Source organism: Streptosporangium sp. NPDC000239 (assembly GCF_040300765.1).
Taxonomy (GTDB): Bacteria; Actinomycetota; Actinomycetes; order Streptosporangiales; family Streptosporangiaceae; genus Streptosporangium.
The window spans coordinates 116,173-131,524 of sequence record NZ_JBEPEI010000022.1 but is presented as its reverse complement, the minus strand read 5'-3'; the positions used below and the strand labels follow the sequence as shown (position 1 = coordinate 131,524).

The window sequence follows — 15,352 nt, the reverse complement described above, 5'->3', positions numbered from 1 at the left end:
GCGTCCTGGAACAACGGTGGCACGCTGTCCACTGCGGTTTATCTCTCTGATGGTTCGCGGTTTCCGGGGTGGAGTCAGTGGAGTAACAGCGATGGCGGTTGGATCGACGCGCCCAGTCAGAAGTGGGTTGCCGGTGACTTCAACGGTGACAGGAAGGCCGATATCGCGGCTATCTGGAACGATGGTGGCACGAATACGATCACGGTGAGTCAGTCGACTGGTTCGAGTTTTACGCGTAGGCATTGGGCGACGCATGCGGGTGGTTGGGCCGACTCCACGGCGTGGCTGGCGGGGGACTTCAACAACGACGGCAAGGCCGACCTCGCCGCGTCCTGGAACAGCGGTAGCTAGTGCGGTGACCGGAAACGTTCACCGGATCGGGTGATCACGCAGCGTGTGGCAGAGGGCGTCCGCCGAGGCGGACGCCCTTTTCGCTGCGGCCCCGGGCGCGTTCGCGGCGCTGGTCGGTCAGCCCGCGCACCCCGAGGGGTTCTGCCACCAGGACTCCCTGCGCCGAGCCGGATCTGATCACTCATGTCCAATCCGCCCAGGCCCTAGCGTCCCTCCAGGGCGTCCTCGACCGAGTCGGCCAGCTCGAAGAACGTCAGCAGTCCCGTGACGGCCAGCATGTGGCGCAGGGTACGGTTCGCACCGGCCAGGACGAGCCGGGTCTTCGCCTCCCTGCTGCGCTGGAGCACCCACAACAGCTCGGCCAGCCCGGTCGAGTCGCAGAAGGTGAGCCCGCTGAGATCGATGACGAGACAGGGGGCGGGGGAGGTGCCCCAGAGCTCGGCGAGCTGCCGCCGGAACACCGGCGCGTAGTCGTAGTCGAGATCGCCGACCGCGCGGACCACCACGGCGTCCCCGTGGGAGCCCGACGATACGGACAGTGCGCTCGTGCTCTCCGGTGACATCGGAACTCCTCTTAGGCCCGCTGCTCACAGGCGGACGTTCCCCCTGTCCTACCAGGTATTCGGAACCACCGCCTCCACGGACCCCGCCCAAGCCCGGACTTCCCGGGATCGGCGGTCCCTGGACGACGAGTCCACTGGTCGACCGTACGGCGGGGCCCGAGCATGGGGGCATGACGACAACGCTGATCACCGGAGCGAACAAGGGACTCGGCCTGGAGACCGCACGCCGGCTCGTCGCGGCAGGTCACACCGTCTACATCGGCAGCCGGGACGCAGGACGAGGACGCCGGGCCGCGGAGGAACTGGGCGCGCGGACGGTTCTCATCGACGTCACCGACGAGGCGTCCGTCACGGCCGCGGCGAAGGTCGTCGAGGCCGAGGGCGGGCTGGACGTACTGGTCAACAACGCCGGTGTCGAAGGGCGGTTGCCGGACGGCGGCGTGGTCGGTACCGCGGACACCACCGGCGACATGACACGGACGGTGTTCGAGACGAACGTCTTCGGCGTGGTGCGGGTCACTCACGCGTTCCTGCCGTCGCTGCGGCGTTCGTCCGCCCCGGTCGTGGTCAACGTCAGCAGCGGCCTGGCCTCGCTGAGCGGCGTCGCCACCCCGGGCACACCGCTGTACGCCTACCCGGGACTCGCCTACCCGGCCTCGAAGGCCGCGGTCAACATGATCACTGTGCAGTTCGCGAAGGCGTTCCCCTGGATGCGGGTCAACGCGGTCGAACCGGGCTACACCGCGACCGACCTGAACGGGCGCACCGGCCACCAGACCGTCGAGGAGGGGGCCGAGATCATCGTCCGCATGGCCCAGGTGGGCCCCGAGGGACCGACCGGCGGCTACTTCGACATCGACGGCCCCCTGCCCTGGTGACGCCGCCCTGGTGACGCTGCCCTGGTGACGCGCGCCCGGCGTCACGTCCGGCAGGGCCGGTGACCGGGGTCTCGGGGATGCCCCGGTCACCGGCCCGCCGTAAGCCGCCGCCACGGCAGGAGCCGCCGTGATGACGGGAGCCGCTGCCACGACGGGGGCGCTGTCGCGGCGGTGAGAGCGAACAGAGCGAGTCCACGGGAAGGCGTCATCGCTTTTCCTTTCGTCCCCCGGAATGTCTTCGTCACCGGAATGGACGTGTCAGGAAAACGAAAAGTTGCGTTGCGGGTGAACGACACGCCATCGAGAAACCGAAACGGTGGATTTGTTCCGGTGCTTTTCCGGTGTCCTTCCGGCGTTCTTTCGGGGCCGCAGAAGGTTCTCCCGGACCGGTGGGACGCTTTCCCGGCCCGGGAAACAAACAGGGAGCGGTCAGCGCAGGGTGTGGGCCCGTTCGAGGACCTCGGCCGGGGCCTTGGCCACAGAACCGGTGTCGAAGGGCGGCTGCGGGTCGTACTCGGTGTAGAGCTGGATCGCCTGGGCGGTCACCTCGTCGGAGAGCAGGGCGGCCAGCCGTACGGCCATGTCGATGCCGGAGGAGACCCCGGCTGAGGTGATCACCCGGCCCTGCCTGACCACCCGTTCGGAGGTGTAGGTCGCGCCGTACGACTCCAGGGCGGCGGTCGCGGCCCAGTGGGTGGTGGCGGTCAGGCCGTCGAGCAGGCCCGCCGCGCCGAGCACCAGGGCGCCGGTGCAGACGGAGGTGGTGAAGCGGGTCCCGGCGTGGATCCGGCGCACCCAGTCGAGGAAGGCGGCGTCGGCCACCATGGCCTGGAAGCTTCCCCCGCCCGGAACCAGCAGGACGTCGCAGCGCTCGACCTCGGCGTATCCGGTCGGGACGTGCACCGGGAGGGATCCCAGCACGTCCCGCACCAGCCCGGGTTCCGCCGTGACGAACCGCACGGTCGCGCCGGGCACGTAAGCGAGGATTTCATACGGTCCAATCGCGTCGAGCGGCTCGAAGCCGTCGAAAAGCGGGATCACGATGTCCATGCGCCGCAGCATAGCCATCACCCGCTCGGGGATTTCCCCGGGGCCGGGTGGCGCAGCCGTAAAAAATCGTTTTTTCGCGGTACGGCGGGAAAGGGAGCGCGGGCCGGGCCGGAATCCAAGCGCGGTATGACAGGGCCGGAGTGTCAACTTTCGTTAGCGGAAACGTCCACTTTCTCGGGCAGACCGGGTGGGACGGCGTCCCTAGCGTGGGGCGGCATGATCACACGATGGATGTCCGGCGCCACGGTCGCGCTGACGATCGCCACGGCGCTCCCGGCCTCGACGGCACTTCCCACGGCGGCCTCGGCGGGGCTTCCTGCGGTGGGCTCGGCGGGGCTTCCTGCGGTGGGCTCGGCGGCGCTTTCGGAGACGCTCCCGACGGCGGCCTCGGTGCGTGGGGCCGCTCTTGAATGGCGGTCCTGCCCCGGTGAGAAGAGCGAACTGGAGTGCGCCGACCTCGCGGTCCCCCTCGACTGGGACGAACCCGACGGACGCAAGATCACACTACGGCTCGGTCGCCTGCCCGCGACCGGCACCGCCGAAGGTTCGGTCCTCATCGCGTACGGCGGGCCAGGCGGCCCCGGCATCGCCACGACCCAGGCCCATGCGGAGATCTGGGCGAACCTGCGCACCCGCATGAACGTCGTCACCTGGGACACCCGGGGGTACGGCGAGCAGTTCGGCGGCCGGAGCGACGGCCTGCCGTGCGTCTGGACCCGCGTTCCCTACCCGGAGTTCCCGGCCGACGACGCCGACTTCGGCAGGCTCTCCGACACCAACCGTGGATACGCCCAGGCCTGCCGCCACGGCGACCCGGAGTTCTTCGCCCACATGAGCTCGGCCGACCACGCCCGTGACATGGAGGCGATCAGGCAGGCCCTCGGCGAGGAGGGACTCAACTTCTACGGCGCCTCCTACGCCGGCCTGTACGCCCAGGCCTACGCCCGCCTTTTCCCCGCCCGGGTACGCACGATGGTGCTCGACGGCACCGTGAACCACAGTGAAGCCGACTGGCTGAAGGAGGTCGGTGAGTCCGCCCGCGACAACCAGGCGGCGATGCGGCGCTTCTTCGACTGGTGTGACGGCGAGGACACCTGCCCCCTGGGTGACGCGGCCCGCGACTGGCGCAGACTGCTCGCGAAGGCGGAACACGCGCCGATCGCGGCCCGCCGGGTCGAGGCGTCCTACGACGCCCAGGACCTGCGGAGCTTCGCGCTCGGCCTCGCCAGGGCGGGGGAGGAGCAGTGGCCCGCCCTCGGCAGGGCCGTCCAGGACGCCCTCAGGGGTGACGCCTCGGGCTTCGCCCCGCTGCGGGGCGCCCGCTATCCGGACCTCACGACCCCCGTCACCGAATGCCTCGACTGGCCACGCTTCCGCGACCGCGCGGAGACGGCGGCGGCGCTGACCAGGCTACGCCGGATCGCACCGGACACCGGGGCTGCCTTCACCCTGGCGGCGGGGGCGCTGGCCTGCGTCGGCTGGCCGGTGGAAACGACCAACCCGCCGAAGCCCCTGCCGAGTGGCCTGCCGCCGCTGCTGGGCGCGGGCGCGTGGGTGGAGTCCGCCATGACCGCCCGGGTCGTACGGCAGGTGCCGGGCAGCGTCACCATCCGCCACGAGGGACCGGGACACACGCTCTACCCCTTCAACGCCTGCGCCCGCGACCACATCGACCGTTACCTCACAGACCGCAGGACGCCCCCGCGGAACACGGTCTGCTGACCTCCTTTCACGGTCCGTTCGCCGGAACCGGGGAGGCACGGAAGGCGAGCACCGCCGCCACGAGCAGCAACACCCCGCACACAGCCTGCTCCACGACCATCCAGGCCGGCAGCGCCAGGAACAGCACGACCCCGCCCAGGGCGACGAGGATCACGACGAGCACGATCCGCAGGCGCAGGAGCGCCCGGCCACCCCCCTGCTGGGCGCGACGGGCGAACACGAAGGTGAGGACCGACGTCGCCGCCACGATGACACCGCGCACCCACGCCTGCGGTGTGACGAGGGACGGGGCCACGGAGGACAGGACGGCGATCGCCGCGACGGTCAGCACGCTCAACACGGCGTAGGCGACGACCAGGAACTTGGCCGTGCGCAGCGGGGAGACAGGCATGGTCATTCCTCCGAATCGGCGGTGGGAGCGGCTGGAACCGGCCTGACAGACCGCAGGAAGAGCGCGACGATCTCGCTGATGTAGTGATCGAGGTCCAACTCGGGACGCGCGAGGAAGTAGAACGCCGCCCCGTCGATGACGGTGCGGATCGACAGGGCGGTGACCTCGGCGTCGAACACGGTGAACTCGCCACTGGCCTGGCCGGACTCCAGCAGCCGCCGAAGCGGGGCGGCGGCGTCCTCGACCTGGACGACCTGGACGGCGCCGGAGTTCTCGATGATCCGCTGGGTCGCTCCGGCGTGCGCGGGATTGAGCGTGATGAAGCGCAGGTTGGTCTCGATGTAGGTGCGGAGCTTCTCGGTCGGGGTCTTCGCGGCCCGCAGCCGCTCCGCCATGAACGCCGCTCCGTCCTCGAACAGCGTCGTGACGACCGCCTGGTAGAGCTCCTCCTTCGAGGCGAAGTGATACAGCGCGGTGCCCTTGCTGGTCCCCGCCTCCCGCGCGATCCGCTCCAACGAGGCGGCCGGGTAACCGTCCTGGCTGATCACCCGGACGGCGGCGGCGATCAGATCCTCCCGCCGAGCCCGCCGCGTACGAGAAGGACTCCCCGATTCTTTCGACCTCATGGTCCAAAGTTAGACCGAACGGTCGAAAAAACCAACAGGACCGGGAAGGAGATCCGAGACGTACTGTCGGCGGAAGCGGTACGGCCCCACCGGTTCCTTCGAGCTAGAGGACGGCCAGCTGGCCGTACAGGACCTCCTCCGACAGGGAGCCGCCGTTGAGCGCGGGCTTGCCGTCGAAGCGGAACACCGGAACGGCAGTGACGTCACGAGCCCAGAGCACGGGGACCGTCTCGTTCCATCGCACACCGAGTTCCGCCGCCAGTGCGCGCAGGACGCCGAGGTCGCCGATGTGGGCTCCGTCCACGAAGTGGGCCTGGAACAGCCGCGCGGTCACGACCTCGGCCAGGCCCTGGTCGGCGGCCATGGCGATCAGGTGGTGGGCGTGGCGGGTGTCGGCCGTCACCGCCTTGGCGAAGGCCAGCGGGACGCCCTCGGCCGCGGCCAGGGCGTTGACCCGGGCCACCCCGCTCTCACCGAATCGGTCCAGGCTCTGGTCGAGCTTGGACCGGCCGCCCACGGCCCCCGGCTCCACCTGCCAGGAACGGATCGTCAGATCGACGTGCCCGCCCTCCGCGCGGAAGCGGGCGGCAGCTCGTCGGTACCGGGTGAAGGCCAGATAGGACCAGATGCAGATGACGTCGAGGGTGATGTCCACACGTGCCGTGTTCTTCATGGTGTTCAGCCTTGTCGCTGCCCTGACCTGCGACAACGACGGCTTTCGCAACGATCGCTAACCTGTGGGTTATGGAACGGCGTGACATCGAGATCTTCCTGACCCTGGCCGAGGAACTGCACTTCGCCCGTACGGCCGAGCGGCTGGGCGTCAGCGGTGCCCGGGTGAGTCAGACGATCAAGCAGCTGGAGCGCCGGTTCGGCGTCGCGCTGTTCCAGCGGACCAGCCGTCAGGTGGCGCTCACACCGGTCGGCAACGCGCTGCGAGAGGACGTGCAGGCCGGATACCAACGCATTCAGGAGGGCATCGCCAAGGCGGTCGCCGCCGGGCGTGGCTTCACCGGCACCCTGCGGGTGGGCTTCTCCAGCCCCCTGGTCGGAGAGGCCATCATGGCCGCCGGGGAGGCGTTCCGCGCCCGCCATCCGGACTGCGAGGTGCGCATCCGCGAGGTGCACCTGTCGGAGGCGTTCCGCGCGCTGCGAGACGACGAACTCGACCTGCAGATCACCGAGCTGCCCGTCCAGGAGAACGACCTGTCCAGCGGGCCCGCGCTGCTGCACGACCCCCGCATGCTGGCCGTCTCCGCCAGGCACCCCTTCGCCCGCCGCGACAGCGTCACCGTGGAGGACCTCGCCAGGGACACCGTGCTCGTGCCCGCCGACGCCCCCGCCTACCTGCTGGACACGCTCATCCCGCCGCAGACCCCCGGCGGGCGTCCGATCCAGCGCGAGAAGGTGCTGACCTCACGGCAGGAACTGCTGACGCTGGTCAGCGGCGGCGCGGGAATGGCCGTCGTGGGCGGCCAGGCCACGCGGTACCACGCCCGGCCGGACATCGTCTACGTGCCCATCGCCGACATGCCGCCGATCGAGTACGGGCCCGTCTGGCCGGTCGGCGGCCAGACCAGCAGGGTGCGGTCCTTCCTCGCACTCCTCCTGGCCGAACTCGATCGCCAATCGTTTCTCCTGACCGGGCTCGATCGATAACCCAGGGGTTAGCGACCGTTTCGGATCTCGTCGTTGTCGCAGGTCGGCGCGGTGCCAAGGATGGAGTCATGACAACGACGAAGCAGAACCCCATCCCCGAGGAGTACAGGGGCGGCGTCCCCTACCTCAACGTGCACGACGCCAAGGCGGCGATCGCCTTCTACAAGGAAGCCTTCGACGCCGACGTGCGCATCGAGATCCCCCGCCAGGGCGGCAAGGTCGCCCACGCCGAGTTCCGGATCGGCGACGCGGTCTTCATGCTGCGTGACGAGTACCCCGAATACCGCTTCCGCAGCCCGAAGACGATCGGCGGCACCCCGATCAACCTGATGGTCTTCGTGACGGACGTCGAGACGTTCGCCGAACGGGCCGTCGCCGCGGGCGCACGCGTCATCCGGCCGGTGGAGATGCAGTTCCACGGCGACCTGCAGGTCGAACTGGAGGATCCCTTCGGCCACTCCTGGTTCTTCACCAGCCGGGTCGCGCACATGGACGAGACGGAGTTGAAGGAGACCGCGTCAGCGGTGAACCTCTGAACGGGCCGAGTACGGCGCGCGACAGGGGGTGGGACCGAGAAGGCCATAGCGCAGCGACGGCAGCCGACGTGGACCATCCCCGCGTGCGCGGGGAGCACAACAGGCCACCACGGGCGCCACCGGCCGGGTTGGGACCATCCCCGCGTGCGCGGGGATTCGGCCAGCAGTGTCAAGGAGATCAGGGCCATCCCCGCATGCGCGGGGAGCACGTGGAGCGGGCCGGCGGCGCGGATCCGGAGGTGGGACCATTTCTGCGCGGGGATGGTTCCAAGGCGCGCGGGCGGTCCGCCGACAGGTGATCGTGCTCCCCGCGTGCGGGGAAGGGCTCAGGGACATCGGCGGTGAGGTGTCATGTCGGGCTGGGGAGTTCGGTGGTTATGGTCAGGCCGCCTTCCTCTCTGGGGCGGGCGGTCACGGTGCCGTCGTGGGCGTCGGCGATGGCGCGGACGATGGACAGGCCGAGACCGCTGCCGCGTTCGGAGCGTAGCCGGTCACCGTGCAGCCTGCGGAAGGGCTCGAAGATCGTCTCGATCTCGTACGGCGGGACCGGCAGGCCCGTGTTCGCCACGACCAGTTCGGCCACGTCCTGACGCTGGCGGGTGGTCACCCACACCTCGCCGCCCTCGTGGTTGTGCCGGATGGCGTTCTCGACGAGGTTCTGCACGAGCCGTTCCAGCAGCACCGGGTCTCCCGCGGTCGGCACGGAGTCCAGCAGCCGGTGCACGGTCACCGAGCGTTCCCCCGCCTCGGCTCCCGCCTGGTCGAGGACGTGCTCGACCACGTCCGACAGGTCGAAGGGACGCCGGTCGAGTACGGACTGCTCACCCTCGGCGAGGGCGAGGAGACCGTCGATCAGCCGTTCGTGTCGGGTGTTGACCAGCAGCAGGGACTCACCGAGTCGTTTGAGGTCGTCGGTCGCGTCGGGTCGTCTGACGGCCACGTCGACCAGTGTCCTGTTGATGGTCAGCGGGGTGCGCAGTTCGTGTGAGGCGTTGGCGACGAAGCGGCGCTGGCCGTCGAAGGCGCGGGCGAGACGGGTGAGCATGGTGTCGAAGACGTCGGCCAGTTCGGCGACCTCGTCGCGTGGCCCGGTGTAGGCGATGCGTTCGGTCAGGTTGTGGCTCTGGGCGACCCGTCTGGCGGTCTCGGTCACCTGCTGGACCGGGCGCAGAGCCCAGCCGCCCACCCACCAGCCGTACCAGACGGCTATCGCGCTGGAGACGACGAGTCCGGCGCCTCCCACGGTGAGGAGGGTGCTCAGCGTGTCGCGCTGGTAGATACGCCGGACCTGTTCGGTCCGTCTGACGGCCACCTGGTACTCGCGGTTGTTCGCGTCGTAGGGCCCTTCGGCCATCGTGATGTACTTGGGTTTGCCCAGGCCGTCACGGGGTTCCAGGCTGTTGCGCACCAGGAGGTAGACCCCGGTGAGCAGCAGGGTGCCGATGACGAGGAACACCGCGCCGCAGGCCACCGCGAGCCGCATTCTGGCGGTCGGCTTCATGGGACGCGGTACCCGACGCCGGGGACGGTCTCGATGACGGGTGGGTCGCCGAGTTTGCGGCGCAGCTTCATCATCGTGGTCCGCACGGTGTTGGTGAACGGGTCGATGTGCTCGTCCCACACCTTCTCCAGCAGGTCCTCGGACGAGACGACCGCCCCGTCGGCCCGCAGCAGTTCGGCGAGCACACCGAACTCCTTGCGGGCCAGCGGCACGTAACGGCCCTCGCGGTAGACCTGCCGGTGGGCGCGGTCGAGCCGTACGCCGGCGCGTTCGAGCATCGGCGGGTCGGCGGGCCTGGCGCGGCGACCGAGGGCGTGCACCCGGGCGAGCAGTTCCTCGAAGGCGAACGGTTTGGGCAGGTAGTCGTCGGCGCCGAGGGAGAGTCCGGCCACCCGGGAGCGGACGTCGGCCGCCGCGGTCAGCATCAGGATCCTGACCAGGGCACCCGAGTCGACCACGGTCCTGCAGACGTCGTCGCCGTGCACTCCGGGCAGGTCGCGGTCCAGGATCAGCACGTCGTAGTCGTGGACGCCGAGCCGTTCGAGGGCGGATTCGCCGTCGTAGGCGATGTCGACGGCCAGTGCCTCCGCGCGCAGGCCCTCGGCGATCGAGTCCGCGAGCATGCGCTCGTCCTCGGCGATCAGAACGCGCAACGATCCTCCCCTGAATCCCCGGCGCGCACGGAGCACATGCTCCGTGAGGTTCGCGGGAACGCGCACCTCGTCCGGTCGAATCCCCCGGCGGGTACGGAACGCGCGCCCGGACAGCATCCCGGAACACGCATAACGCCGCCATAACCAAATTTGGTGACGTTCAGGTTATCGATCACCGGGTCTACTCCACCACCGACGCGGAAGCCGTCCCGCGCGGGAACAGGAGAGTGATCGATGCCGAACCCACGGTCCGCACCCCCGGAGTTCCAGTCCGGATATTCCCCACCTTCGGATACCGAATCACCAGATTCGCCAGTTCAACTGGACACGCCGGTGGACGCTCCACGGGTCAAGCGGCGGAGAGAACACGGACACAGCCCGCCCGCTCCGCCGGAACCACCGTCCGGGCCGCTCCGGAGCCGGCGCATCCGGCTCCCGGGCGGGCCGTACGGCCCGGCGTTGCGGCGGCACCGGCTGTTCGTGCTGGTCCTCGTGGGCGCGGGGGCGCTACGAGGGCTGGTCATGCTCGGCTACCGGCCCGCCCAGCTCTACTGGTACGACTCGTTCACCTATCTCGACACGGCCATGCACATGAGGCCGTCCGCGCAGTTCCATCCGGCCGGGTACCCCTTCCTGCTGTGGCTGCTGCGGCCCTTCCACAGCGTGGTGGTGATCGCGGGCGTCCAGCACGTCATGGGGCTGGGCATCGCGCTGATGGTCTACGCGACGCTGCGGCGCCGGTCGCTGCCCGGCTGGGGGGCGACCCTGGCCACGCTGCCGGTCCTGTTCGACCCCGGGTTCCTACGGCTTGAGCACGCCGTCCTCTCCGACACCCAGTTGATCTTTCTGGTGGTGGCCGCGCTCACGGTTCTGCTGTGGCGGCGGGTGCCGACGGTCCCGGCGGCCGCCTGCGCGGGCCTGTTGGCGGCGTTCGCCGGGCTGACCAGGACCGTCGCGGTGCCGTTGCTCGGCCTGCTGTTGCTCCACCTTCTCGTACGGCGGGCGGGATGGCGTCCCGTGGTGGCGCTGGCGCTGGCCGGGGTCGTGCCGCTGACGGCCTACGCGGGCTGGTACGCCGCCAACCACGGCAGGTTCGCGCTCAGCGGTTCGGACGGGGTGGCGTTGTGGGCGCGCACCATGACCTTCGCCGACTGTTCGGTCATCAGGCCTCCGGCGAGGGAGGCCGTGCTGTGCCCGAACGGCACGGTCGTCGACGCGGCCTCCGAGTACGTCTGGGCGGCGGACGCCTCCCTCAACCGGCTGCCCGGGGACCGGTTCTCCCACAACGACCTGGCCCGGTCGTTCGCGTTGCGCGCCATCGCCGCCCAGCCGTTCGACTATCTCCGCGACGTCGCCGCGGACACCTCGCTCGCCTTCGCCTGGGCTCCGGTCGCCCATCCGAAGCGGGTCGGTTCGGCCCTCTCCTTTCCCCGGGGGAGCTGGCCACTGCCCGACTTCCCGCTGATCGACAAGGTTCGCCAGGAGTACGACCCGGGCATCCGGGGGCTGTCCTCCGTCGAGCCGTACGCGGGGTTGCTGGCGGCCTACTCCTATCCGTCCTTCCTGCACGGTCCGTTGCTGGGGGCGGTTCTGCTACTGGGCGGACTCGGGATGCTGCGGCGGCGCCGTACGGCCCTGCTGCCGTGGGTGGTGACGCTGTTCCTGCTGGTGGCGCCGGTCGCGGCGCTCGACTTCGACAACCGCTACGTCCTGCCCGCCTTCCCGGTCGCCTGCGTGGCCGCCGCCCTGGCCCTCCGTCCGGGCAGGGACGCCTCGGGGAAGAGGGTCCTGGGGAAAGGCTTTCCGGGAAGGGGACGGTCACTTCGTGTGCAGGAGTGAGCGGAGTTCCGCGGTGTCGATGATGTGGGCCACCCTCGGGAAGACACCGGTCATCAGGGCCCGGTGAACCTGTGGGTCCGGGTCGGCGACGCAGTCGGAGAGGACGTGGAGCCGGTAGTCGCGGTCGGCGGCGTCGGTGACGGTGGACAGCACGACGCCGCCGGTGGTGACGCCCGCGATGACCAGGGTGGTGACTCCGCGATCCCGTAGCCGCCGGTCCAGGTCCGTCGTGGACAGCGCGCCGAAGCGGGTCTTGCGGACGACGATGTCGCCGGGCTCGGGAGCGAGCCGGGGGTGGATGTCCGTCGCGGCGTCCGCGTGGTGCATGAGGCGTTGCCATCCGAGGAAGGAGAAGGGTTTGTTGGTCGGCGGGATCGCCGCCCAGTCGGCCTCGGTGAACCCGACCCGCACGTAGGCGACGGCGGCGCCGTACGCCCGCATGTCGGCGATGGCGTCGGCCGTCCGTGACAGCGGTGACTGGGGGTCGGGGAGCGCGTCCAGGATTCCCCGCTGGTAGTCCATGACGAGCAGCGCGGTGGTCCTGGGGTCCAGCGTCGGGGTCGTGTCGGTCATCTTCTCTCCTGGGCGGGGGCTTCGACGGGCGTTTCGGTGGACGCTTGGGCGGGGGCTTCGGGGGGCGATCCGGCGGGGCCTTCGACGGGCGTTCGGGTGGGGGCTGCGGCAGGTGTTTCTGTGGGCGTTTCGGTGAGCGACGGGAGCGGTTCGGTGCGGGGTGCCGCGGGGCGTCGGGGAAGGAACAGGGGGGTCACCAGCAGGAGCGCGCCGGCCAGGCCGATGGCCGTGCGCGGGCCGAGCAGGCTGCCGAGTACGCCCCAGATCGCCGTCAGGAGCGCCGTCGAGGCCTTGGTCGTCACCGCCCAGGCGGACAGCGTGCGGGTGATCCGGTCGTTCGCGGTGCGTTCGAGGCGGTAGGTGGCGTAGACGGGGTTGAAGACCCCGCAGCAGAGGATGAGCCCGAGTTCGACGCCCATCACCAGCAGCAGTCCTCCGGTGCCCGGCCCGAGGAGGACGAGCCCGATGGGCCAGAGCGCGCGTAGTGTCCCGGCCACCACCAGGACGCGGTGCTGCCCGAACCGGGTGACGAGCGGCCGGGCCAGTCGCGAGCCGACCAGCCCGCCGATCGCGGGTACGGCGAAGGCGAGGCCGTACTGCCACGGCGTGAACCCGAGCGGGCCGAGCATCAGGACGGCCAGCAGCGCGTCTGCGGCCATCACCAGGCCGTTGAACAGGGCGGTGTTGAGGAACAACGGCCGCAGCGCCGGGTCGGCGAGGATGTACCGCCAGCCGTCGAGCAGGTCCCCGGCCCGTGAGACCTCCCGGCGTCCGGGCCGTGGCTCCCGACCGTCCGTCGTACGGTCACCCGAAGCGGAGGGGCGGTCGTCTGGGGTGTCGAGGCGACGGTTCATGGTGGAGGAACGACTGCTCAGGAAGGACAGGCGGTTGTTCGGGGAGGACGGGTGACGGCTCGGGGTGGAGAGGCGGATGCCCAGGGCTGAGAGGAGGTAGCTGATCGCGTCGGCCAGTACCGTCGCCACCGGGCCGAGGAGGCCGATCGCGGCACCGCCGAGAGGGGGGCCGACGATCGTGGTCGTCCAGGTCGTGGACTCGAACCGGGCGTTTGCGACGAGCAGGTCCTCGGCGGGCAGCAGCGTCTTCAGGTAGGCACCGGAGGCGGCGCGGAAGGTGATGTCGGCCGCCGCGACGACGACCGAGACCAGCAGGAGCTGGACGAAGGTGAGCACGCCGAGCACGAACGCGGCAGGGATCGTCAGCAGCGCCGCGAACCGCGCCAGGTCCATCCCGATCAGCACCGGCCGTTTGCGGCGGAACTCGACCCACGGGCCGAGCGGCACCGCCACGGCCGCGCCGACCGCCGCCCCCACGGAGGACAGCGCCGCGACCTCGGCGGGTCCGGCGTGCAACACCTGGACGGCGATCAGCGGGAACGCGCCGAAGGCGAGCCAGGTGCCGAGCGCGCTGGTGCCGTACGCCCCCCAGAGCCATCCGAACGACCGTCCCAGCCGGTGTCTGCCTCTCAAGGCCATCCGAACCGCCGCCCATCTCTGGTGGTCGCCGTCGCACAACCGTTCGGCGATCGGGAGTATCAAAGCGAGAGTCACACCCTGCGATCAAACAACCGGAAGGCCACCCGGCCACAACCGATGGTTGTGTCACTAGGGTGTCGGCATGGACCTAGAAGCCGTCCGGACCTTTGTCGCCGCCGCGGAGGCGGGGCAGTTCCAGGAGGCCGCGGCAGAGCTCGCGGTCACCCAGCAGGCCGTCTCCAAGCGCGTCGCCACGCTGGAGCGCGACCTCGGCGTTCGGCTGTTCACCCGCACGCCGCGCGGCGCCGAGCTCACCATCGACGGGCAGGCGTTCCTGCCCCACGCGCGGGAGCTGCTCAGGGTCGCCGAGCGTGCGGTCGCGTCCGTGCGTCCCGGCGGCCGTCCGCTGCGCGTCGACGTGATCGCCTCACGGGGTGCGACGTCGGGCCTGATGCGCGGCTTCCACCAGGCTCATCCCGAGATCGAACTCGACGTGGTGATGCTGTTCGACATCGAGCAGGCCGTCGCGGCGATCAGGTCCGGCGTGATCGACGCGTCCTTCCGCGCCGTCGCCATGCCCGGCCGACCCCTTCCCGAGGACGTCGAGTCCGTCCGGGTGCTCGACGAGCCGCTCCAGCTTCTCACCGGCCCCGCCCACGCGCTGGCGGGCGCCCGTTCGGTGACCGTGGCCCAGCTCGTCGGGCACCGGATCTGGATGCCCGGCATCGTCCCCGGCACCGAGTGGGGCGCCTACTACGACGACCTCGTCGCCGAGTTCGGCCTCACCATCGAGGCGACCGGCCCGAACTTCGGCTCCGACGTGCTCATCGACACCGTCGCCGACACCCCGGCCCTGGCCACCTTCATGAGCGAGCGGACCCGCCTCGTCTGGCCCGCCGACCACGGTCTTCGCCGCATCCCGGTGACCGATCCCACGCCCGTCTACCCGCACTCGCTCCTGTGGCGCCGTGACAACCCCCACCCCGCGCTGGCGACCCTCCGCGCGTATCTCGCCGCCACGGCGGCCGGTCACGACGCCGCCGGAACCTGGGTGCCGGACTGGACGATCCGGCGCTGAACCACACGCGGAATCGGCCAGGCACAATGAGGGAATGTCACGTCGCACCCAGCTTCGCCCCTCCGCCACCTCGTGTCCCTGCGGGGCGGCCGTGCCGTACCGCGACCACTGTGGTCCGCTGCACCGGGGGGAGGCGGCGGCGAGCACGGCGGAGGCGCTGATGCGCTCCCGGTTCAGCGCCTTCAGCGTGGGGGACGCCGGTTACCTGCTGCGCACCTGGCACCCGAGCACCCGTCCCGGGCATCTCGACCTCGGCGGCGGGACGCGCTGGGTGCGCCTGGAGATCCTGGAGACCACCGGCGGCAGCGCCGTGCACACCGAGGGGACGGTGCGCTTCCGCGCCCACTACCTGGAGCGGGGCGTGCCGGGGGAGATGGAGGAGAACAGCCGGTTCGTCAGGCACGGCGGCGCCTGGGTCTACCTCGGAGCGCTCTGAGGG

General features: G+C 70.4%; 17 protein-coding genes. 8 read left to right on the top strand and 9 right to left on the bottom strand.

Annotation, left to right across the window (positions count from 1 at the left end; all coding sequences use genetic code 11):
* Nucleotides 1–351, top strand: a 351-nt coding sequence (locus ABT340_RS36610; RefSeq protein WP_352015500.1) for an FG-GAP repeat domain-containing protein, incomplete at its 5' end; no start/stop codon positions are given.
* 203 nt (nt 352–554) lie between these two features.
* Here the strand turns inward: ABT340_RS36610 and ABT340_RS36605 are convergent.
* Nucleotides 555–914 (bottom strand): STAS domain-containing protein, encoded by a 360-nt coding sequence (locus tag ABT340_RS36605; RefSeq protein ID WP_352015499.1) that lies wholly within the window; start codon nt 912–914, stop codon nt 555–557.
* A 170-nt stretch (nt 915–1,084) separates the two neighbouring features.
* Here ABT340_RS36605 and ABT340_RS36600 point away from each other — a divergent pair, with 170 nt between their 5' ends.
* Complete coding sequence (locus ABT340_RS36600; RefSeq protein WP_352015498.1) at nt 1,085–1,792, top strand: SDR family NAD(P)-dependent oxidoreductase; 708 nt, start codon at nt 1,085–1,087, stop codon at nt 1,790–1,792.
* A gap of 429 nt (nt 1,793–2,221) precedes the next feature.
* Here the strand turns inward: ABT340_RS36600 and ABT340_RS36595 are convergent, their stop codons facing one another.
* The gene (locus ABT340_RS36595; RefSeq protein ID WP_352015497.1) at nt 2,222–2,842 is read right to left on the bottom strand and encodes a DJ-1/PfpI family protein; all 621 of its coding nucleotides are present in this window, start codon (nt 2,840–2,842) and stop codon (nt 2,222–2,224) included.
* 216 nt (nt 2,843–3,058) lie between these two features.
* Between ABT340_RS36595 and ABT340_RS36590 the strand changes: the two genes are divergently transcribed.
* Nucleotides 3,059–4,564: an alpha/beta fold hydrolase gene (locus ABT340_RS36590; protein WP_352015496.1), complete on the top strand. Its 1,506-nt coding sequence runs from the start codon at nt 3,059–3,061 to the stop codon at nt 4,562–4,564.
* Nucleotides 4,565–4,571: 7 nt separating this feature from the next.
* On the opposite strand, the gene ABT340_RS36585 is transcribed toward ABT340_RS36590, so the two are convergent.
* The 3 genes from ABT340_RS36585 to ABT340_RS36575 form a co-directional block, all read right to left on the bottom strand.
* Complete coding sequence (locus tag ABT340_RS36585) at nt 4,572–4,955, bottom strand: hypothetical protein (RefSeq protein WP_352015495.1); 384 nt, start codon at nt 4,953–4,955, stop codon at nt 4,572–4,574.
* 2 nt (nt 4,956–4,957) lie between these two features.
* Nucleotides 4,958–5,581, bottom strand: a complete 624-nt coding sequence (locus tag ABT340_RS36580) for a TetR/AcrR family transcriptional regulator (protein ID WP_352015494.1) — start codon at nt 5,579–5,581, stop codon at nt 4,958–4,960.
* Nucleotides 5,582–5,684: 103 nt separating this feature from the next.
* Entirely contained in the window at nt 5,685–6,254 is a 570-nt protein-coding gene (locus ABT340_RS36575) for a DsbA family oxidoreductase (RefSeq protein WP_352015493.1), read from the bottom strand.
* Between the two features lie 71 nt (nt 6,255–6,325).
* Between ABT340_RS36575 and ABT340_RS36570 the strand changes: the two genes are divergently transcribed.
* Together ABT340_RS36570 and ABT340_RS36565 are read left to right on the top strand one after the other, a co-directional pair.
* Nucleotides 6,326–7,240, top strand: coding sequence for a LysR family transcriptional regulator (locus tag ABT340_RS36570; protein ID WP_352015492.1), 915 nt, complete (start codon nt 6,326–6,328; stop codon nt 7,238–7,240).
* 68 nt (nt 7,241–7,308) lie between these two features.
* Nucleotides 7,309–7,776, top strand: a complete 468-nt coding sequence (locus ABT340_RS36565; RefSeq protein WP_352015491.1) for a VOC family protein — start codon at nt 7,309–7,311, stop codon at nt 7,774–7,776.
* A 349-nt stretch (nt 7,777–8,125) separates the two neighbouring features.
* Here ABT340_RS36565 and ABT340_RS36560 read toward each other — a convergent pair whose 3' ends face one another.
* On the bottom strand, nt 8,126–9,277 hold the full coding sequence (locus ABT340_RS36560) for a sensor histidine kinase (protein WP_352015490.1): 1,152 nt from the start codon (nt 9,275–9,277) through the stop codon (nt 8,126–8,128).
* Complete coding sequence (locus ABT340_RS36555) at nt 9,274–9,930, bottom strand: response regulator transcription factor (RefSeq protein ID WP_352015489.1); 657 nt, start codon at nt 9,928–9,930, stop codon at nt 9,274–9,276. Before ABT340_RS36555 ends, ABT340_RS36560 begins: the two co-directional genes overlap by 4 nt.
* Nucleotides 9,931–10,389: 459 nt before the next feature.
* Between ABT340_RS36555 and ABT340_RS36550 the strand changes: the two genes are divergently transcribed.
* Nucleotides 10,390–11,769, top strand: coding sequence for a hypothetical protein (locus ABT340_RS36550; RefSeq protein WP_352015488.1), 1,380 nt, complete (start codon nt 10,390–10,392; stop codon nt 11,767–11,769).
* On the opposite strand, the gene ABT340_RS36545 is transcribed toward ABT340_RS36550, so the two are convergent.
* Both ABT340_RS36545 and ABT340_RS36540 read right to left on the bottom strand, forming a co-directional pair.
* Nucleotides 11,749–12,342, bottom strand: coding sequence for a cysteine hydrolase family protein (locus ABT340_RS36545; protein WP_352015487.1), 594 nt, complete (start codon nt 12,340–12,342; stop codon nt 11,749–11,751). The genes ABT340_RS36550 and ABT340_RS36545 overlap by 21 nt on opposite strands.
* Complete coding sequence (locus tag ABT340_RS36540; protein WP_352015486.1) at nt 12,339–13,829, bottom strand: MFS transporter; 1,491 nt, start codon at nt 13,827–13,829, stop codon at nt 12,339–12,341. The genes ABT340_RS36545 and ABT340_RS36540 overlap by 4 nt, the downstream gene beginning before the upstream one ends.
* Before the next feature lie 148 nt (nt 13,830–13,977).
* Between ABT340_RS36540 and ABT340_RS36535 the strand changes: the two genes are divergently transcribed.
* Together ABT340_RS36535 and ABT340_RS36530 are read left to right on the top strand one after the other, a co-directional pair.
* Nucleotides 13,978–14,913, top strand: a complete 936-nt coding sequence (locus ABT340_RS36535; protein ID WP_352015485.1) for a LysR family transcriptional regulator — start codon at nt 13,978–13,980, stop codon at nt 14,911–14,913.
* A gap of 34 nt (nt 14,914–14,947) precedes the next feature.
* Nucleotides 14,948–15,349 (top strand): YchJ family protein, encoded by a 402-nt coding sequence (locus ABT340_RS36530; protein ID WP_352015484.1) that lies wholly within the window; start codon nt 14,948–14,950, stop codon nt 15,347–15,349.
* The last annotated feature ends 3 nt before the right edge of the window (nt 15,350–15,352 follow it).